Genomic DNA, 19,603 nt, shown 5'->3' on the forward strand with positions numbered 1-19,603 from the left:
TACCTAGACGTGCTTGAAACTAAATATATTCAATATGAAAATGGAAAATAATCAATATTCGTAGATGACCTATCCATGATAACAGGTATTCTGGATGTGAGTATTCAAGACTTATTGGATGCATATAGCAAGTAAAGTCACTCTCTGCGGCTTTTTTCTATCTTATTACACAAAGTGTCATATTCACTAATACACTCAGAACACACATTGCTGAACGGATAAAAAATATAACTCTACTCTTACCCATTATAAATGTATCCATTACTTACAAATGCTAATACAAATTCTCTCTTAGCATTTCGTTATATGCTCTACAATACACTATTATACTTATTTTACGCTTATATTGACTTTCTACAGCAGGCATAACGAATATGAAAAAAGCATTACTCTTGCTCAGTACCTTATTAACCCTATCCACACAGAGTCATGCCATTGATTTAAAAGTGCCGGTTGGTGCAACTGGATATTTAGGAGAGGTTGTTCCTCCTGTTGCAGTAACTACAGCTTATCTTTCTACCAGAGCTGATCTTGCCCCCAATGAAGACAATTATTCATTCGTCTCTTCTCAAGAGTATTCTTCATTCTCATTACCCTATTACGATGAAATAGGCGCAACGGGCATCCCCTTTTTGAACTTGGATGACATTGAGGGTCCGGCGATCGTTCTCACCATCAATGGAACCTTAAACGCGCAATTTATGCGCTATGATGGGTCAATACAGCATGTTTCAGCAACCTACAATAGGTCAAAAGCCACCTCATTAAATGGGCTTTATATTTACAATAGTTCCTATGCAAAAGGGGATACTAACTTAGGAATAAACCCCAAAAGTGGGCAAAAAAACTTCTTTAAAGCTACAGGCATGCAAGAACCATCAAACCCAAAAAACCCAGCCATATTTACTGTATCAAGTTATTCTGCTTATGCTGTTGGCGGTAAGTTAAAACCGGGGACATATCAATTATTCCCATTTTATAATAGTATCCGTTTATCGGCTAGCTCCTATGGAGGCTCCCGCAGTAATCCCCCATTATTTACTCAAACTGATGGCGTCACAATCACCGCACTCAAAGCGTGCAGAGTCACCCCTATAACACAAACTGATATTACTTTTCCAACACAATTAAGCCAGAATTTCCCGACACCGAAAAAATTAGCCAGTAACCTAGCGTCTATACAGGTAAACTGTAACGAGGCCGGAAAGGAAGGCTTTTTAACGTTATCCCCCGGGAATGCACTGGTGGAAAATAGCACCACAGGAATGGTGTTAACGAGTAGCACTGCTAATGCTGTAGCAGACTTGCCTTATATCGCCACATCATTAAGCTCTCAAAGTGATACTGTTTGTAATGCTAACTCATCTGACGCAATTTCATACTTAAACAGCCACTCGTTATCAACGCTTCCTAGCCAAAACTTTATTAAGTCGTTATATTTTAATTTATGCGCTCTAGGCAATGTTAAGCCGGGCTCCTACAAAGGGCATGTGAATGTCTCTATTTTGATAGAATAAGTTGATTAAACCAATGCGCCAGCTTAAGTCGTTGGCGCATTAATTTTTATTGTTGCTCTACCTGTTCTGCCGCTTCCTGCTCTGCACTTCCCGCCTCTTCCGCAACACGTTTAGCTTCTTCTTCCGCTAATCGCTCTGCTTCTAGCTTAGCGAGCCTCTCAGCCTCAGCTTGCTTTTGATTGTAGATAGAGTTTGATGGCATGTTTACACGAACATCAACCCAGTGACCATTTGGAATATCGCAAGGGCCTCGCTTTCTAATTCGTCGCCGTTTTCGTTCTGGTACTCGGGATAAGTGGTGATGCAGTCAAGCCCAATCTATCATGGGGATTTCGGGTGGAAAAACATTAAAATGGTTCTACGATATGCACACTTAACACCAGATCACTTAGCCAAACACGCCAAGCAAATTGATACAATATTTAATACTCACGTCCCAAATGGTACGCATAAGTAACGCAACCAACACCTAACTTATTGAAAAACTTGGTGGGTTGTGGGGGCTCGAACCCCGACCTAATGATTCAGCGTTTTCATTTCCATAATTAACCATTTGATTTAAGGGATTAATTAGCTTTCACACTCACATATTCGTGCCAGATAGTGACATTCTAGTGACACTATACTGATACGCCAGTAAATTCCACTCTCATTTTTGTGTCACAATTTAGGCGCAGTCTCCTCTTCACCTGCTTTCAATATAATTCCATTCTTACTCATTATAAATGTATCCATTACTTACAAATGCTAATACAAATTCTCTCTTAGCACTTCGTTATATGCTCTACAATACATCATTACACTTATTTTACGCTTATATTGATTTTCTACAGCAGGCATAACGAATATGAAAAAAACATTACTCTTGCTCAGCACCTTATTAACCCTATCCACACAGAGTCATGCCATTGAATTAAAAGTGCCGGTTGGTGCAACTGGATATTTAGGAGAGGTTGTTCCTCCTGTTGCAGTAACTACAACCTACCTTATAACATCAGCGGTGCTTGAAGCCAATACTTATCATTATGGACTTAGCATCACTGAACGCTATGTCGTTTCAGGGTTACCCTATTATTCTGAAATAGGCACAACGGGTATTCCCTTTGTCAATGAGGACGACCCTAACGGTGCGATGATTGTACTTACCGTCAATGGAGCCTTTAATGCACAATTTATGCGCGATTATGGGGCAATGCAACATGTTTCTGCAACTCTTAATAAGACGAAAATAACTTCATTGAATGGACTTTATATTTTCAATAATGCCTATGAAAAAGGGGAGGGCTCTTGGGGGATAAACCCGAGAAGTGGCAATAAAAAATTTTTTAAACCTACAGGTATTAATGATAGTCAAAATGCATCGGTCTTTACTGTATCAAGTTATTCTGCTTATGCTGTTGGCGGTAAGTTAAAACCGGGGACATATAAATTGCGCTCAACTATTGACTCGGTAGCTTTGCGAGCTACATCTGGTGGCATAATTAGTGAAAGTCGACCCGTTTTATTTACTCGCGGTGATAACTTCACTATCACCGCACTCAAAGCGTGCAGAGTCACCCCTATAACACAAACTGATATTACTTTTCCAACACAATTAAGCCAGAATTTCCCGACACCGAAAAAATTAGCCAGTAACCTAGCTTCTATACAGGTAAGCTGTAACGAGGCCGGAAAGGAAGGCTTTTTAACGTTATCCCCCGGGAATGCACTGGTGGAAAATAGCACCACAGGAATGGTGTTAACGAGTAGCACTGCTAATGCTGTAGCAGACTTGCCTTATATCGCCACATCATTAAGCTCTCAAAGTGATACTGTTTGTAATGCTAACTCATCTGACGCAATTTCATACTTAAACAGCCACTCGTTATCAACGCTTCCTAGCCAAAACTTTATTAAGTCGTTATATTTTAATTTATGCGCTCTAGGCAATGTTAAGCCGGGCTCCTACAAAGGGCATGTGAATGTCTCTATTTTGATAGAATAAGTTGATTAAACCAATGCGCCAGCTTAAGTCGTTGGCGCATTGATTTTTATTGTTGCTCTACCTGTTCCGCAGATTCCTGCTCTGCCCTTTCCGCTTCCTCTGCTGCACGTTTAGCTTCTATCTTAGCGAGTCTCTCAGCTTCAGCTTGCTTTTGATTGTAGAGTAAGTTACTAGGCATATTTACACGCACGTCAATCCAGTGACCATTTGGAATATCGCAAGGGCCTCGCTTTCTAATTCGTCGCCGTTTTCGTTTTGGTACTCGGGATAAGTGGTGATGCAGTCAAGCACAATCTATCATGGGGATTTCGGGTGGGAAAACATTAAAATGGTTCTACGATATGCACACTTAACACCAGATCACTTAGCCAAACACGCCAAGCAAATTGATACAATATTTAATGCTCACGTCCCAAATGGTACGCATAAGTAACGCAACCAACACCTAACTTATTGAAAAACTTGGTGGGTTGTGGGGGCTCGAACCCCCGACCTAATGATTCAGCGTTTTCATTTCCATAATTAACCATTTGATTTAAGGGATTAATTAGCTTTCACACTCACATATTCGTGCCAGATAGTGACATTCTAGTGACACTATACTGATACGCCAGTAAATTCCACTCTCATTTTTGTGTCACAATTTAGGCACAGTCTCCTCTTCACCTGCTTTCAATATAATTCCATTCTTACTCATTATAAATGTATCCATTACTTACAAATGCTAATACAAATTCTCTCTTAGCACTTCGTTATATGCCCTACAATACACCATTACACTTATTTTACGCTTATATTGACTTTCTACAGCAGGCATAACTAATATGAGAAAAACATTACTCTTGCTCAGCACCTTATTAACCCTATCCACACAGAGTCATGCCATTGAATTAAAAGTGCCGGTTGGTGCAACTGGATATTTAGGAGAGGTTGTTCCTCCAGTCGCGTCAACTACAGCCTACTTGACAACAACTTCGGTGCTTGAAGACAATACTTTTCATTATGGAATTCGTGTCACTGAAGGGTTTCACGTTAAAGGGTTACCCTATTACGATGAAATAGGCACAACGGGTATTCCCTTTGTCAATGAAGATGACCCTAACGGTGCGATGATTGTACTTACTGTCAATGGAGCCTTAAATGCACAATTTAAGCGCTATGATGGGTCCATACAACATGTTTCTGCAACTCTCAATAAGACGAAATTAACTTCATTGAATGGACTTTATATATTCAATAGTCCCAATGAAAAAGGGGAAGGCTCTTGGGGGATAAACCCGAGAGGTGGCAGTAAATACTTTTTTGAACCTACAGCTTTATCTAATAACAAGAAAAACCCAGCGGTCTTTACTGTATCAAGTTATTCTGCTTATGCTGTTGGCGGTAAGCTAAAGGCGGGGACATATAGATTGCGCTCAACTATTGACTCGATATCTTTAACCACTAACGCCCACTTAATTTCTCAAGGTCAACCCCTTTTATTTTCTCGGGGTGATAACTTCACTATCACCGCACTCAAAGCGTGCAGAGTCACCCCTATAACACAAACTGATATTACTTTTCCAACACAATTAAGCCAGAATTTCCCGACACCGAAAAAATTAGCCAGTAACCTAGCTTCTATACAGGTAAGCTGTAACGAGGCCGGAAAGGAAGGCTTTTTAACGTTATCCCCCGGGAATGCACTGGTGGAAAATAGCACCACAGGAATGGTGTTAACGAGTAGCACTGCTAATGCTGTAGCAGACTTGCCTTATATCGCCACATCATTAAGCTCTCAAAGTGATACTGTTTGTAATGCTAACTCATCTGACGCAATTTCATACTTAAACAGCCACTCGTTATCAACGCTTCCTAGCCAAAACTTTATTAAGTCGTTATATTTTAATTTATGCGCTCTAGGCAATGTTAAGCCGGGCTCCTACAAAGGGCATGTGAATGTCTCTATTTTGATAGAATAAGTTGATTAAACCAATGCGCCAGCTTAAGTCGTTGGCGCATTGATTTTTATTGTTGCTCTACCTGTTCTGCCGCTACCTTTGCTGCACGTTTAGCTTCTTCTTCCGCTAATCGCTCTGCTTCTAGCTTAGCGAGCCTCTCAGCCTCAGCTTGCTTTTGATTGTAGAGTAAGTTACTAGGCATATTTACACGCACGTCAATCCAGTGACCATTTGGAATATCGCAAGGGCCTCGCTTTCTAATTCGTCGCCGTTTTCGTTCTGGTACTCGGGATAAGTGGTGATGCAGTCAAGCCCAATCTATCATGGGGATTTCGGGTGGAAAAACATTAAAATGGTTCTACGATATGCACACTTAACACCAGATCACTTAGCCAAACACACCAAGCAAATTGATACAATATTTAATGCTCACGTCCCAAATACGTCCCAAATACGTCCCAAATGGTACGCATAAGTAACGCAACCAACACCTAACTTATTGAAAAACTTGGTGGGTTGTGGGGGGCTCGAACCCCCGACCTAATGATTAAGAGTCACCTACTCTACCAACTGAGCTAACAACCCAATACGAAATATTTAACGCCCATCAATTGATACAGTCAATACTATTCTGCTATTTTTATTACCTAAGTTAAATTTTAGTTGCGAATGTTAAATTTAGGATAATTATAGTTCGAATAAACATCACTCCGGTTCCAGTAAGGTAACTTTTCCTTACTCTAATTGAGATTTATGTCACAATATTTCATGCAAACATAACCACAAAATAAAAAAAGACTGTGGCTAACAATAACAAACCACTACGGACACTTTACAGTATGGAAGAAAATCCAACATCAACACCGAAGCAGCATAATGCTGACCGTAATCAATTAAAACGTAGCCTTAGTAACCGCCATATACAACTTATTGCAATTGGCGGCGCAATTGGAACCGGCCTATTTATGGGGTCAGGTAAAACTATCTCACTTGCTGGCCCATCAATCATATTCGTATATATGATAATTGGTTTTGTGCTGTTTTTCGTTATGCGAGCGATGGGAGAGCTGCTGCTATCCAACCTTGATTATAAATCTTTTAGTGATTTTTCAACTGACTTAATTGGCCCATGGGCTGGCTTTTTTGTAGGTTGGACCTACTGGTTCTGCTGGGTTATCACAGGAATAGCGGATATTATTGCCATAACCTCCTATGTTAGTTTTTGGGCTCCGGAATTTCCAGAATGGGTAACCTCGTTTATCTGTGTGATCAGCCTACTCACCTTAAACCTTGTTTCAGTCAGGCTATTTGGTGAATTAGAGTTTTGGTTTGCAATGATAAAAATTGTTGCCATTGTTGCCTTAATTGCCGTAGGTGGGACGTTGATCGCCATGAACTTCCAGTCACCAACTGGGCATATCGCATCCTTAAATAATATTTGGAATGATGGCGGTATGTTCCCGATGGGAATAAGCGGTTTTTTTGCTGGCTTCCAAATTGCTATTTTTGCTTTCGTTGGGATTGAATTAGTAGGAACGGCAGCAGCAGAAACTCGAGATCCCGAAAAATCATTACCAAAAGCCATTAATGCAATCCCAATCCGAATTATTGCATTTTATGTTTTGTCCTTGATTGTTATTATGGCAGTAACGCCATGGAGAACTATCTTGGCTGATAAAAGCCCATTTGTAGAAATGTTTGTCCTTATCAGCCTCCCTGCTGCTGCAAGCATTGTCAATTTTGTGGTGTTAACTTCTGCGGCTTCATCAGCCAACAGTGGTGTATTTTCTACCAGTCGAATGTTATTTGGGCTGTCTAAAGAAGGGGATGCCCCAAAACAATTCAGCCAATTATCAAAAAAAGCTGTACCAGCAACAGGCCTAATATTTACTTGCATCTGCCTGAGCTTCGGCATCATTCTGATCTACTTTATTCCTGATATCATGCATGCATTTACATTGGTTACCACTGTGTCTGCTATCCTATTTATGTTTATTTGGAGTATGATCTTATATAGCTATTTGAATTTCCGTAAGAAACGACCAGAGATGCATAAATCTTCACGTTATAAAATGCCTGCGGGTATTGTTATGTCATGGTTAAGCTTAGCCTTTTTCGCCTTTATGGTGGTGTTACTGGCATTCCAACACGATACAAGACAGGCTTTAATTGCAACACCAGTCTGGTTTATCGTTTTGGCTATTGGTTACCAAATAGCTAAACGTAGGAAAGTTAATTAACCTTTGCCCATTAATTACTAGGCTGTTGATTTGACAAACAAAAAAGCCGAGCAATTGAAATTACTCGGCTTTTTATCTTATCGGTACACCTCAATTAATGAGATTTATATTCCGCTTCCGCTTCATCAAACCGTGCTTGTGCTGCCGCACTAGGCCCTTTAGTTACCATACTGACAACAATAATTGCTATTGTTGCAAACACAAAGCCTGGGATGATTTCATATAAATCGAACCATTTATATTTCATCCAAACTAATACGGTTACAGCACCCACCAACATACCTGCCAATGCGCCTGTACGAGTCATCCGCTTCCACATCACAGAGATTAATACTACTGGCCCAAATGCTGCACCAAATCCTGCCCATGCATTACTTACTAGCGCTAAAACTTTATTATTTGGGTCACGAGCAATATAAATAGCGATGGCTGCAACAACTAACACCATACCACGCCCGACCCAAACCAACTCTTTTTGGCTCGCTTTCTTCCGGAAAAATGGTTTATATAAATCTTCCGTTAACGCACTTGCACATACTAACAATTGGCAACTTAATGTGCTCATTACTGCCGCTAATATTGCAGATAACAAGATACCCGCTATCCATGGGTTAAACAGTATTCCGGTTAACTCCATGAAAATACGTTCACTATTATTCGACACTGAACCCGCTAAGCTTGGATTGTTTTCAAAATAAGCAATACCAAAGAAACCTACTGCAATAGTTCCCACTAAACATAAAACCATCCATGTCATACTAATACGACGTGCAGAACGAATAGTGCGATGGGAATCTGCAGCCATAAAACGCGCTAAAATGTGAGGCTGGCCAAAATAGCCTAACCCCCAGCCTAATAACGATAGGATGGCAACAAAGTTCATTCCTTTAAACATATCTAGGTATTCAGGGTTTTTCGCTTTTATAACTTCAATTGAAGTATCAATTCCACCTAATGAAAGGATCACCACGATAGGCGTCAGAATCAAAGCAAAAATCATTAATGACGCTTGAACGGTATCTGTCCAACTAACCGCCAAAAACCCCCCTAAAAAGGTATAAGCGATTGTCGCTAATGCACCTAACCACATGGCTTTTTCGTAGCTCATATTGAATGTGCTCTCAAACAGTAAACCGCCAGCAACAACGCCTGATGCACAGTAGATAGTAAAGAAAACTAAAATAACCACAGCGGAGATAATACGTAAAATTTTACTATTATCCTCAAAGCGGCTAGTGAAATAATCGGGTAAAGTTAAGGCATTGTTATTCTTTTCTGTTTGTACGCGTAAACGCCCAGCAACAAATAGCCAATTAAGGTAAGCCCCTAGGCTTAAACCAATTGCTATCCAGCTTTCAGAGATACCCGCCAAGAAAATAGCACCAGGTAACCCCATCAGCAACCAACCACTCATATCGGAAGCACCTGCAGATAATGCGGTGACAACACTCCCTAAGCTTCGGCCACCAAGAATATAATCATCAAAGTTTTTGGTCGAGCGATAGGCCAAGTAGCCGATTAATAACATGCCAGTAATGTATACGATGAACATAATGATCATCGGAGTGCTTACAGTCATCCGTTTTCTCCATTGAGTATTTTTAAAAATTGTTAGTTATCTTTATATAATTGCCTTTGATAACTTGTCACTTCATGGTGTTGCACTTTATTGCACTTTTTCATTTATCTCTATGAACACCAAATAGGCTGTGATTGTTTGCGTTGCACTAATTTTAATTTCTTAGCGACTCCATCCTAGACAGACTCCTATTAAATTAACAAGAAATTAACTATTTTTTATTCCATAAATAGAATCCATATCACAAATGTTAAAATTTAAAGTCGGATTTACAAATGAATGACTAACTAATACCACAACAACCAAAAGGTTATAACTATATGAAATATATACAAAATAAATAACCATAAATTGAGCAAATAATATTCACCATATAAAAACCAGATGTGTTTCACATTTCCCTCAGAAACCACGATTAACAATGTTGCACAAAGTTGCAACATTAGGATACTCTGATGTAACTTTTCGATTTAACCGACTCGTGAACTAGAGGAATTAAGATGAGTAGCACAACAACTATGGGTGTGAGACTTGATGAAGCAACTCGTGAACGCATTAAAAATGCCGCTCAACGTCTTGACCGCACATCACATTGGCTTATCAAACAAGCTATTTATAATTACCTAGAACAATTCGATAATGGCCAATTTCTTCCTGAGCTATCAGCCGATGTCGACGCAAAAGAAAACCAATCAACAGATGAAGACACAACGGTTGACTCTAGCTATCAGCCATTCTTAGATTTTGCAGAGCACATTTTACCACAATCTGTAAAACGCTCCGCAATTACTTCTGCCTATCGGGTTCCTGAAACACAAGCAGTACCGATGTTATTACAGCAAGCACAACTGCCCGTAGAACAAGCCGAAGCTGCTCATAAATTAGCCTATTCGATTGCCGAAAAATTACGTAACCAAAAAAATGGTGTCGGTCGTTCTGGCTTAGTTCAAGGTTTGCTACAGGAATTTTCCCTGTCCTCTCAAGAAGGTGTGGCATTAATGTGCCTAGCAGAAGCCCTACTTCGTATTCCAGATAAAGCAACCCGTGACGCCCTGATCCGCGATAAAATTAGTAATGGTAACTGGCAATCACACCTAGGCCAAAGTAGTTCAATGTTCGTTAATGCAGCAACATGGGGCCTTTTATTTACAGGTAAGTTGGTTTCTACCCACAACGAAGCAAAACTATCGACCTCTTTGAATCGGATCATTAGTAAAAGTGGTGAGCCTTTAGTCCGCAAAGGTGTTGATATGGCAATGCGCCTAATGGGGGAGCAATTCGTAACAGGAGAAACAATATCTCAAGCGCTAGCGAATGCACGCAAGCTTGAAGATAAAGGCTTCCGTTACTCTTACGATATGCTCGGAGAAGCTGCGTTAACAGAAAAAGATGCCCAAGATTATATGGTATCTTACCAGCAAGCGATCCACGCGATTGGTAAAGCATCAAATGGACGCGGTATCTATGAAGGTCCGGGTATTTCGATTAAATTATCGGCGCTACACCCGCGTTATAGCCGTGCCCAATACTCACGCGTCATAGATGAATTATACCCACGTCTCTTGTCTTTAGTATTACAAGCACACCAATATGATATTGGTATTAATATTGATGCAGAAGAAGCTGACCGTTTAGAAATTTCTTTAGATTTATTAGAAAAACTCTGTTTTGAACCACAATTGGCGGGCTGGAATGGTATCGGCTTTGTTATTCAGGCCTACCAAAAGCGTTGCCCTTTTGTCATTGACTCTATTATCAATTTAGCTGAGCGTAGCCAACGCCGTTTGATGATCCGTCTGGTTAAAGGGGCTTATTGGGATAGTGAAATTAAACGTGCTCAAATTGACGGTTTAGAGGGTTACCCTGTTTATACTCGTAAGGTATATACTGACGTCTCTTATCTGGCTTGCGCTCGTAAATTATTGTCTGTACCAAATTTAATTTACCCTCAATTTGCGACACACAATGCACATACTCTTGCGGCTATCTACCAAATTGCAGGTAAAAACTATTACCCAGGGCAATATGAATTCCAATGCCTCCACGGTATGGGTGAACCTTTATATGAACAAGTCGTAGGCAAAGTTGCTGATGGTAAACTTAATCGCCCTTGCCGAATTTATGCGCCTGTTGGCACCCATGAAACCTTACTTGCCTATTTAGTTCGCCGATTACTGGAAAATGGCGCGAACACTTCATTTGTCAACCGTATTGCTGACGCAACTATTCCACTGGATGAGCTAGTCGCAGACCCAGTAAAAGACATCCTTGAATTATCAAAAACAGAAGGCCAAATTGGGCTACCGCACCCCAAAATCCCATTACCTCGCGATTTATATGGTCAAGATCGTGTAAATTCTATGGGCCTTGACCTTTCTAATGAACATCGCTTGGCGTCTTTATCTAGCGCTCTACTCAGTGCAGCAATGCAGCAAAAAATTGCCCAGCCGCTACTCGGTGGGGATTTCCAACCATCCCAAGCAATACCTGAATCGACACCAATCATTAACCCTGCATGTAATAAAGATATTGTCGGGCAAGTTCGTGAAACTACTGAGCAAGAGGCGGAACATGCCTTAAATATTGCCGATGAAGCAGGAACCATTTGGTTCGCAACGCCCCCTTCTGAACGTGCAGCTATCTTATTACGCGCAGCCGATCTGATGGAACAGCAATTGCAACCATTATTGGATGTCTTAGTACGTGAAGCGGGTAAAACCTACAATAATGCAATCGCTGAAGTCAGAGAGGCGGTAGATTTCCTCAATTATTATGCGACCCAAGTCAAAAATGACTTTGATAATAATACCCATCGACCGTTAGGTCCGATTGTCTGTATCAGTCCTTGGAACTTCCCATTGGCGATATTTTCAGGGCAAATTGCGGCAGCCCTTGCTGCAGGTAATACTGTCCTCGCCAAACCTGCTGAACAAACTCCGCTAATTGGTGCCATTGCTGTATCAATACTTCATCAAGCGGGAATACCGAGAGATGTATTACAGTTTTTACCCGGTAAAGGGGAAACTATCGGTGCACAGTTGGTTGGTGATAAGCGTGTTCGTGGTGTCATGTTTACAGGTTCAACTGAGGTTGCAGGGCTACTACAACGTAATATTGCTGGGCGTTTAGATGCACAAGGTCGCCCTACTCCGCTCATTGCAGAGACCGGGGGCTTGAATGCTATGATTGTCGATTCTTCTGCGCTAACAGAGCAAGTTATTGCTGATGTAGTTGCTTCTGCATTTGATAGTGCGGGTCAACGCTGCTCCGCGTTACGCATTTTATGCGTACAAGAAGATGTTGCCGATAGAACAATCCGCATGTTAAAAGGCGCAATGGAAGAATGCCGGATGGCTAACCCTGAGCACCTTTCTACTGATATTGGCCCAGTTATCGACCGCGAAGCAAAAGAAAATATTGAACAACATATTCAGCAAATGCGCAGTAAAGGGAAAGCCGTATTCCAAGCCGCTTTCGAAAACCCTGACGATCAACAAGAACAAACAGAAGGAACTTATGTTAAACCGACATTAATTGAACTAGATAATGTCAACGAGCTGAAAAAAGAAATTTTTGGCCCTGTTCTGCATGTTGTTCGCTTTAACCGTAATGAATTAGATGCCTTAGTAGACCAAATTAATGCAGCCGGTTATGGGTTAACTCTAGGTGTACACACTCGCATTGACGAAACAATTAACCAAGTTGTCTCTAAGGCTAAAGTCGGAAATTTATATGTTAACCGCAATATGGTCGGAGCGGTTGTTGGCGTTCAACCGTTTGGTGGAGAAGGCTTATCAGGCACAGGGCCTAAAGCTGGCGGTCCATTATACCTTTATCGTTTATTAAGTGAACGACCGGATAACGCAGTTTCAAATACATTAGAAAGACAAGATAATCATTTACCTATGGATGCAAGTGCTCGAGCAGATTTACTGTCATCTTTTGAGTCCTTTGCCCAATGGGTAGAAAAACAAAATAATATTATTGAACCTTCGGTAATTGAATTATTTACTCGCTATACACAAGCTGGAACCACCAGAGTGTTGCCAGGCCCAACAGGCGAAAGAAATACATATACCTTACGCCCACGTGGTTTAATTCTGTGTATTAGTGACAACGAAAAAGATTGTTTGATTCAGTTAGCCGCGGTTCTTTCCTCCGGTTGTCAGTCCTTATGGCCACAAAGCGAACTCCATCAAAAACTGTTTAAATCACTTCCTGAAAAAGTGAGAAAATCAATCTCATTAACTAAAAACTGGCAAGAAACGAAGGAGCCAATTGAAGGGGTTATTTATCACGGCGATAGTGATCAGTTAAAAGACGTTTGCGCAGCTATTGCACAACGTAAAGGGCCAATTATTTCAGTACAAGGATTTGAACGAGGTGAAACAAACTTGCTTATCGAACGCCTTGTTCATGAACGCTCCTTAAGTGTCAATACCGCAGCCGCGGGCGGTAACGCAAGCTTAATGACCATCGGCTAAAAAACAAAAGACCTAGTTTCACCGTACATGAGACTAGGTCTTTACTTTATAGTGCTATTCATTATTTACTTATCCCTTGAATATTCAGCCTTCCATATTTTTTATCAAATGAGAATAATGAATTTTGGGGCATTATTTCGAATAATAATTCATTTTATAACAATAGGTTAATACTATAAAAACGCAAAAGGTGCCCTACGGACACCAATTCATTAAATTATAACAATGAAAATAGCTATTATTTATGTATTTTCAATATGTTATTGAGTTTTTTCTGATTCCCAGAATAAATACTGCTCATACTTGCGCAAGGCAATATTATAGTTACTAAATGCAGAGTCTGTCATTTTTTCACTTAACTGTTCTTGAACCTTACTTGCAGTAAATTCTTTCATAGAAAAGTTAGATGAAGATAACAACTCATCTAAGCGGCGTAAGCGAACAACATATTCGCGAACAGTACTATGGCTCATCTCAGTCTGTAAGAATAAATACTGTTTAAATGACATGATATCAAAATAATCAGTATTACTATTGCAATAAATCTCACTACAAAAACGGCAAAGTGCAGTAAATTTACCTTGTAGTTCCCCCCAAGTACTTTCATCAACCAATTCAGTCATATCAGCGATAGCTTCTTTATTTAAGATGTCATCGTTGAAAACCAAAGAGATACGATCCAAAGTTTTGTGACAATGTGCACAATGAGTTTGACTATGTTTAAAATCTTTAATGTAACGACTCAGAGGCCGTTTCTTTACAATAGAAGCAGACATAATGGTAAAGCCCTGTGTGTAAGTCTAAATATAAAATTGTAACTAGATAAATCAAGCTACATACATTACATGCCCATAGCATTAATAGAATATCTGCTATGTTGCATAGTGATACGAGTAACCCCGCATCTCGCCCTCTTACTTTCTCTTTAGGAGAATGATCCTCCTGAGAATGTAGTGTAAGAAAATTTAATACCCTTTATTTGAAGCATTCTAACTTGTATTTCGCTCTTTGGCGAATTTCAACAGTGAGTCAATTTTGGTATGAATTTGATTTAGCGTCAACCTAATTAACCTAAATACCGTTAACTCTGTACACTTATTGTTAACCTACCAAATAGCGACATGAGCTGTTCAGACTGCCTAAAGGCAAAGACTTTACCTTATAATTTCATCTTCGTACAAAGAAAATTTGATTTAAAAATCAAACTTATACATATACAAAGGTTTTATTCGTAAATTTGTGAAGCAGCTCACTTTTCGTATCTATAGTTGCATCTTAAATGTACAGATATTAATTCTAAAAATATTTAATAAAGCCAATTCATCACTCACATGTAAACATTTAGTTACAATTGACCCTTGTTTTAATCAATAGATACCGCATATAACAAAGTATTATAATAAAAATAAAAATGTTATATGACCCCATAAAGTTAAGTAAATATGCGTAACATTAGGGTAAGCATATTTTTCAATTCAAAATATGTTTACCCCAATAATATGTAAGCAACGTCATTTTCTTCGCTAAATTTTGAAATGTTTTATCTTAGTACCCAGTACTTACTTCGAATGCATGTCTCATGACAACAACTCAATACACTGATAAATAATGATTTTATCGCTATAAGAATAATAGCAATCTAAAATAAAAAATATCCCGATATTATTATCCAACCTTTCGCATATACCACTATATTATTGAAGTATTATTTTAGGATTTGTTACGTTTGATATTAAAAACATCTCTTATATACTTCGTTTTGCTATATAAATAAATAAATTTAATAAGGTTGATTATGAAAAAGTTAATTTTAGCTTGTGGTATGGGTTTATTGGCACTGACGATCACTGCTTGTTCAGAGGAAGAGAAAAAAGGTGAAGTTGCTGGTGCAACTGAAACTTGTAATACTTACTTCGCTGAAGTTGATAGCTTAATTGCTAAAGCTTCAGAAAACCCTCAAGCAAAAGCACAGTTGGATGCAATGAAAGGTCAACTGGAAGAAGGTAAAAAGCAAGTTGCAGCACTACCTAAAGACCAGCAAGACAAAGCTTGCCAACAAGGTATTGATGCGATGAAACAAATGAAAACGGCTTTAGGTCTATAATAAAGAATTATTTAGATTAGTCAGTTTTCCAAAAAGAGCCCTATTGCGGCTCTTTTTATTCTCTTAATTACCTAGGAAATCATCCCTTCCTATACATTCACTTTTCCCATAGTTTTTTGCAAGCTTATCCCCCCTTAACTTAATAGAATTAAAATAATTTAATACATTGAGGAAAAATAATGAGCATGCATTTAAACCAAGTTGTCAAGTCACCCAAGCCATTTATTACCATAACAAAGGGTTGTAGTAAATTTAGCCATAAGATCAAAGAAGCTTTAAATATTAATAGTAAAAAAATAGAACTTAAATTTGAGAATAATACGATTACGTTAAATGAACACAAAATTGTGAGCAAACTGAAATCTCAAATCGAAAAGGTTACCCTATTAAAAGAATTTAAAAAAGGCGAAAAAAAAATTCAAATCAATAGCACTATTAACAGAGCTATTGATGAAACAAGGGCAAAATTATCGGATAAACTAGATAAAACAAAAGTCTCTCTTACCTCTAATGATAAAAAAGAAATTTTTCATCGTGTTGCGAGAAAATGTGGCATTCCTGAGTCTGATATTGATACAAATGCATCGCAACTATTTATTAAACAGCTTCTTCCTCAGCATACTCAGATAAAACAAGCAATTACACATTATCTATCCCTTAAAAAAGAACAGTCGAATGAAAATAGCGCAGCAGTAACCAAATATGTAATTGATACAGTCAATGCCAGAATTCAGGAAATTTTTTTCCCGGATATTAATTTTAAGAAAGTCAAAGATTGCGCAAATTCTGAAGCTGTGGCATTGCTGGAAAATAAACTCAACCAAGCAAATGATGAGATTGTTACTTTATACTTTTCAATCGGAAAAAAAACGGCGGTTTAGTTGAAGATAGGGAGAGCAGTCCTTGCCCTCCCGTTTTCTTATTTAACGATCTATTATAGCCAAGTCCCAAAGCGTTTAATATAAAATTGCTTCATCAATTGAGCAACAACACAATAGCTCACCAATGTTAATACTAACCATGGGAAATACTCTATTGGTAATGGCTGTAACCCAATCATTTCACCAAATGAAGAGAATGGAATATATAAACCTAATGCCATAATTAGCCCTGTTGTTAATAATACAGGTAATGCCGCTGTACTTTGAATAAACGGAATTTTTTGTGTTCTTAACATATGGACAACTAATGTTTGCGAGAGCAAACCCTCAACAAACCAACCTGACTGGAAAAGCGCTTCATGGGCAACACTATTTGCTTGGAACACATACCACATCAAGGCGAAAGTTGTGATATCAAAAATTGAAGAGGTTGGCCCAATCCAAATCATAAAACGCCCAATATTTTTTGCATCCCATTTACGAGGTCGTTTTAAAAACTCTTTATCCATTTTATCCCAAGGTAATGCTAGTTGGGAAATATCGTACAGTAAATTTTGAACGAGCAAGTGAATGGCTAGCATAGGAAGGAATGGAATAAATGCACTGGCAATTAATACCGAAAATACATTACCAAAGTTTGAACTTGCAGTCATATTTAAATATTTAATAATATTACCAAAAGTCTCTCTTCCTTTAATAACCCCCTGCTCTAACACCATTAAATCTTTTTCTAGCAAAATAATATCTGCTGATTCCTTGGCGATATCTGTTCCAGTATCAACAGAAATCCCCACATCGGCATCTCGTAAAGCAGGAGCGTCATTGATCCCATCACCCAAGAAACCGACAGTATGACCGTTCGCTTGTAACCTTTTTAAAATACGCGATTTTTGTAATGGCGTTAATTTACAAAAAACAGAAACTTGCTCTACTTTTTGACTTAATTCTTCATCAGATAATGCTTCAACTTCTAAACCTGACATGATTTCACTAATATTTAGCCCTACATCATGACAAATTTTTTCGGTAATAATGGCATTATCACCCGTCAGAACTTTAACAGTAACCCCATTTTCACGCAGTGCAGCAATTGCAGAAATAGCGCTTTCCTTTGCTGGGTCAAGGAATGTTAAAATACCTTGTAACTCCAACTGTTGCTCCGCTTGTGCAGATAAGGGCAAACTAGCTTCCGCATCATTTAACTGACGAGTCGCAAGTAACAACACACGAAAACCTTGCCTGTTATAGTCACTTACTAGCTCAGTTATTTTCGCCCTCGCCTGCTCATCAAGTAAATAAGACTGTCCATCCTGCTGATAATGTTGACATACTGCCAGCATTTCTTCGGCTGCCCCCTTGCATATTAACAAGGCCTCTCCTGAAGGGGTTCTAACCGTCACTGATAATTTACGTCTGATAAAATCAAACGGTAATTCATCAATTTTCTGAAATGCTTTTAGTTTTTCAACTTCACTATTCCCTCTTCCTCGGCGAATTATCGCCTGATCCATCATGTTTTTAGTGCCGCTTTGATGGAAACTATTGAGCCACCCCAATTGCAAAATTTGACTATTTCTCTGCCCATTATTGTCTAAATAGTGTTCTAAAATAATTTTATCTTGCGTTAACGTCCCTGTTTTATCAGTACAAAGTACGTCCATGGCACCAAAGTTTTGAATAGCATTTAACCTTTTGACAATAACTTTGTGCTTTGACATTGCTATTGCGCCTTTAGCTAGATTCGAGCTAACGATCATCGGTAACATTTCTGGCGTTAACCCAACAGCAACTGCTAGTGAAAATAGCGTAGCTTCAAACCAATCTCCTTTTGTGAAGCCATTAATCAGTAGCACGATAGGTACCATGACTAACATAAAACGGATCAGTAACCAACTTACACTATTAACACCACGGTCGAATGACGTTTGCGCCCGACTACCAACAATAGATTTAGCTAATGACCCCAAATATGTGTTTGACCCTGTGGCAACAACAATTCCACGCGCTGTTCCACTGGTTACATTGGTCCCCATCAAACAAATATTGGATATTTCTAATAACTCGTTTTCTGTTGGTGAAACAGGTTCTAAACTTTTAGCAGAAATATCACCTAGAGTGTCATATTTTTCTACCGGTATAGATTCTCCGGTTAAGATAGCTTGGCTTATAAATAAGTCTCTCGATTCAACCAATTTTAAATCTGCAGGAACCATGTCACCGGCAGATAATAAAACAATATCACCGGGTACTAAGCATTTGATCGGCACTTCTTTTCGAGTAGAACGACCTGTTTTATTATCACGTCGAAATACGGTAGCAGTGGTACGTACTAATGATTTCAAGGCTTCAGCAGCTTTATTAGTTCGATACTCCTGCCAAAAACGAAGTAACCCACTCAGCAAAACCATTGTAATAATGATTATTACACCAGTTAAATCAGTCTCATCACCTTGTCGCTCAGGTATAAGATAGTCAGTAAAAAAACTCACTATTGCCAATATAATGAGTACGAATATGAATGGATTTTTAAAAGAAATGAGTAATTGCTTCCAAGCAGGAGGCGCTTTTTCATGAGCAACTTCATTTTCCCCTTCAGTAACAAGGCGATCCATCGCCTCATTTTCTGTCAGACCTAATAAATTCGTTTGATATTCATTAAGTACTTGCTCAATATTTTTACTGGCCTGTTCGCCAACAATAAATTTTTGGCGAACAGGAGCAGCTTTAACGCTTTTGCGTTGATGTCTTATTTCAGTCATAGCGTTGTCTCTAATACAACAATTGCCTATTTTTACGCTACCTAACCAAAATAAAAACCTTTTAATTATCCGTTAGATAGCTCCATTTTCTACTCCATGACGGAGGGTGATCGTC

At 39.0% G+C, this 19,603-nt stretch carries 13 protein-coding genes, 1 tRNA gene and 2 pseudogenes; 9 read left to right on the forward strand and 7 right to left on the reverse strand.

Translation table 11 applies throughout. The features are described 5' to 3' along the window. Positions 1 to 374: 374 nt before the first annotated feature. Complete coding sequence (locus tag M1F14_RS17030; protein ID WP_181469197.1) at positions 375 to 1,517, forward strand: hypothetical protein; 1,143 nt, start codon at positions 375 to 377, stop codon at positions 1,515 to 1,517. A 46-nt stretch (positions 1,518 to 1,563) separates the two neighbouring features. On the opposite strand, the gene M1F14_RS17035 is transcribed toward M1F14_RS17030, so the two are convergent. Beyond that, positions 1,564 to 1,719, reverse strand: coding sequence for a hypothetical protein (locus M1F14_RS17035; RefSeq protein ID WP_162762215.1), 156 nt, complete (start codon positions 1,717 to 1,719; stop codon positions 1,564 to 1,566). A 132-nt stretch (positions 1,720 to 1,851) separates the two neighbouring features. On the opposite strand from M1F14_RS17035, the pseudogene M1F14_RS17040 reads away from it, so the two are divergent. Further along, a pseudogene (locus M1F14_RS17040) lies at positions 1,852 to 1,974 on the forward strand (integrase); the annotation flags it as partial. Between the two features lie 390 nt (positions 1,975 to 2,364). Continuing rightward, positions 2,365 to 3,501 (forward strand): hypothetical protein, encoded by a 1,137-nt coding sequence (locus tag M1F14_RS17045; RefSeq protein ID WP_052219422.1) that lies wholly within the window; start codon positions 2,365 to 2,367, stop codon positions 3,499 to 3,501. A 46-nt stretch (positions 3,502 to 3,547) separates the two neighbouring features. Here M1F14_RS17045 and M1F14_RS17050 read toward each other — a convergent pair whose 3' ends face one another. Then, a complete protein-coding gene (locus tag M1F14_RS17050) occupies positions 3,548 to 3,679 on the reverse strand; it encodes a hypothetical protein (RefSeq protein ID WP_257786027.1) in 132 nt (43 codons plus the stop codon). Between the two features lie 132 nt (positions 3,680 to 3,811). Between M1F14_RS17050 and M1F14_RS17055 the strand changes: the two are divergent. Both M1F14_RS17055 and M1F14_RS17060 read left to right on the forward strand, forming a co-directional pair. After that, positions 3,812 to 3,934 (forward strand): annotated as a pseudogene (locus M1F14_RS17055) (integrase); the annotation flags it as partial. Positions 3,935 to 4,325: 391 nt separating this feature from the next. Next, positions 4,326 to 5,462 carry a hypothetical protein gene (locus M1F14_RS17060; protein ID WP_181469196.1) on the forward strand — a complete coding sequence of 379 codons (1,137 nt, stop codon included), beginning with the start codon at positions 4,326 to 4,328 and terminating at the stop codon, positions 5,460 to 5,462. Between the two features lie 46 nt (positions 5,463 to 5,508). Here M1F14_RS17060 and M1F14_RS17065 read toward each other — a convergent pair whose 3' ends face one another. Together M1F14_RS17065 and M1F14_RS17070 are read right to left on the reverse strand one after the other, a co-directional pair. Beyond that, positions 5,509 to 5,643 carry a hypothetical protein gene (locus tag M1F14_RS17065; RefSeq protein WP_257786026.1) on the reverse strand — a complete coding sequence of 45 codons (135 nt, stop codon included), beginning with the start codon at positions 5,641 to 5,643 and terminating at the stop codon, positions 5,509 to 5,511. A 307-nt stretch (positions 5,644 to 5,950) separates the two neighbouring features. Then, positions 5,951 to 6,026: transfer RNA gene (locus tag M1F14_RS17070), tRNA-Lys, on the reverse strand. Between the two features lie 254 nt (positions 6,027 to 6,280). On the opposite strand from M1F14_RS17070, the gene cycA reads away from it, so the two are divergent. After that, positions 6,281 to 7,681, forward strand: a complete 1,401-nt coding sequence (gene cycA / locus M1F14_RS17075; RefSeq protein ID WP_042847937.1) for a D-serine/D-alanine/glycine transporter — start codon at positions 6,281 to 6,283, stop codon at positions 7,679 to 7,681. Positions 7,682 to 7,775: 94 nt separating this feature from the next. Here cycA and putP read toward each other — a convergent pair whose 3' ends face one another. Then, positions 7,776 to 9,260: a sodium/proline symporter PutP gene (gene putP, locus M1F14_RS17080; RefSeq protein WP_042847939.1), complete on the reverse strand. Its 1,485-nt coding sequence runs from the start codon at positions 9,258 to 9,260 to the stop codon at positions 7,776 to 7,778. A gap of 500 nt (positions 9,261 to 9,760) precedes the next feature. Between putP and putA the strand changes: the two genes are divergently transcribed. Beyond that, positions 9,761 to 13,744: a trifunctional transcriptional regulator/proline dehydrogenase/L-glutamate gamma-semialdehyde dehydrogenase gene (gene putA / locus M1F14_RS17085; RefSeq protein ID WP_042847940.1), complete on the forward strand. Its 3,984-nt coding sequence runs from the start codon at positions 9,761 to 9,763 to the stop codon at positions 13,742 to 13,744. A gap of 260 nt (positions 13,745 to 14,004) precedes the next feature. On the opposite strand, the gene fliZ is transcribed toward putA, so the two are convergent. Continuing rightward, entirely contained in the window at positions 14,005 to 14,520 is a 516-nt protein-coding gene (gene fliZ, locus M1F14_RS17090; protein ID WP_042847941.1) for a flagella biosynthesis regulatory protein FliZ, read from the reverse strand. 1,019 nt (positions 14,521 to 15,539) lie between these two features. Here fliZ and M1F14_RS17095 point away from each other — a divergent pair. Continuing rightward, a complete protein-coding gene (locus M1F14_RS17095; protein WP_042847942.1) occupies positions 15,540 to 15,848 on the forward strand; it encodes a DUF5339 domain-containing protein in 309 nt (102 codons plus the stop codon). Positions 15,849 to 16,027: 179 nt separating this feature from the next. Beyond that, complete coding sequence (locus M1F14_RS17100) at positions 16,028 to 16,729, forward strand: hypothetical protein (protein ID WP_181469195.1); 702 nt, start codon at positions 16,028 to 16,030, stop codon at positions 16,727 to 16,729. Between the two features lie 53 nt (positions 16,730 to 16,782). Here M1F14_RS17100 and mgtA read toward each other — a convergent pair whose 3' ends face one another. Then, positions 16,783 to 19,488 carry a magnesium-translocating P-type ATPase gene (gene mgtA / locus M1F14_RS17105; RefSeq protein WP_181469194.1) on the reverse strand — a complete coding sequence of 902 codons (2,706 nt, stop codon included), beginning with the start codon at positions 19,486 to 19,488 and terminating at the stop codon, positions 16,783 to 16,785. Positions 19,489 to 19,603 lie beyond the last annotated feature (115 nt).

This window comes from Providencia sp. PROV003 (assembly GCF_045040775.1).
GTDB lineage: Bacteria > Pseudomonadota > Gammaproteobacteria > Enterobacterales > Enterobacteriaceae > Providencia > Providencia huashanensis.

Coding starts and splice junctions, on each gene's coding strand:
- M1F14_RS17030 (WP_181469197.1), top strand. CDS start 375: ATGAAAAAAGCATTACTCTTGCTCAGTACCTTATTAACCCTATCCACA.
- M1F14_RS17035 (WP_162762215.1), bottom strand. CDS start 1,719: ATGCCATCAAACTCTATCTACAATCAAAAGCAAGCTGAGGCTGAGAGG.
- M1F14_RS17045 (WP_052219422.1), top strand. CDS start 2,365: ATGAAAAAAACATTACTCTTGCTCAGCACCTTATTAACCCTATCCACA.
- M1F14_RS17050 (WP_257786027.1), bottom strand. CDS start 3,679: ATGCCTAGTAACTTACTCTACAATCAAAAGCAAGCTGAAGCTGAGAGA.
- M1F14_RS17060 (WP_181469196.1), top strand. CDS start 4,326: ATGAGAAAAACATTACTCTTGCTCAGCACCTTATTAACCCTATCCACA.
- M1F14_RS17065 (WP_257786026.1), bottom strand. CDS start 5,643: ATGCCTAGTAACTTACTCTACAATCAAAAGCAAGCTGAGGCTGAGAGG.
- cycA (WP_042847937.1), top strand. CDS start 6,281: ATGGAAGAAAATCCAACATCAACACCGAAGCAGCATAATGCTGACCGT.
- putP (WP_042847939.1), bottom strand. CDS start 9,260: ATGACTGTAAGCACTCCGATGATCATTATGTTCATCGTATACATTACT.
- putA (WP_042847940.1), top strand. CDS start 9,761: ATGAGTAGCACAACAACTATGGGTGTGAGACTTGATGAAGCAACTCGT.
- fliZ (WP_042847941.1), bottom strand. CDS start 14,520: ATGTCTGCTTCTATTGTAAAGAAACGGCCTCTGAGTCGTTACATTAAA.
- M1F14_RS17095 (WP_042847942.1), top strand. CDS start 15,540: ATGAAAAAGTTAATTTTAGCTTGTGGTATGGGTTTATTGGCACTGACG.
- M1F14_RS17100 (WP_181469195.1), top strand. CDS start 16,028: ATGAGCATGCATTTAAACCAAGTTGTCAAGTCACCCAAGCCATTTATT.
- mgtA (WP_181469194.1), bottom strand. CDS start 19,488: ATGACTGAAATAAGACATCAACGCAAAAGCGTTAAAGCTGCTCCTGTT.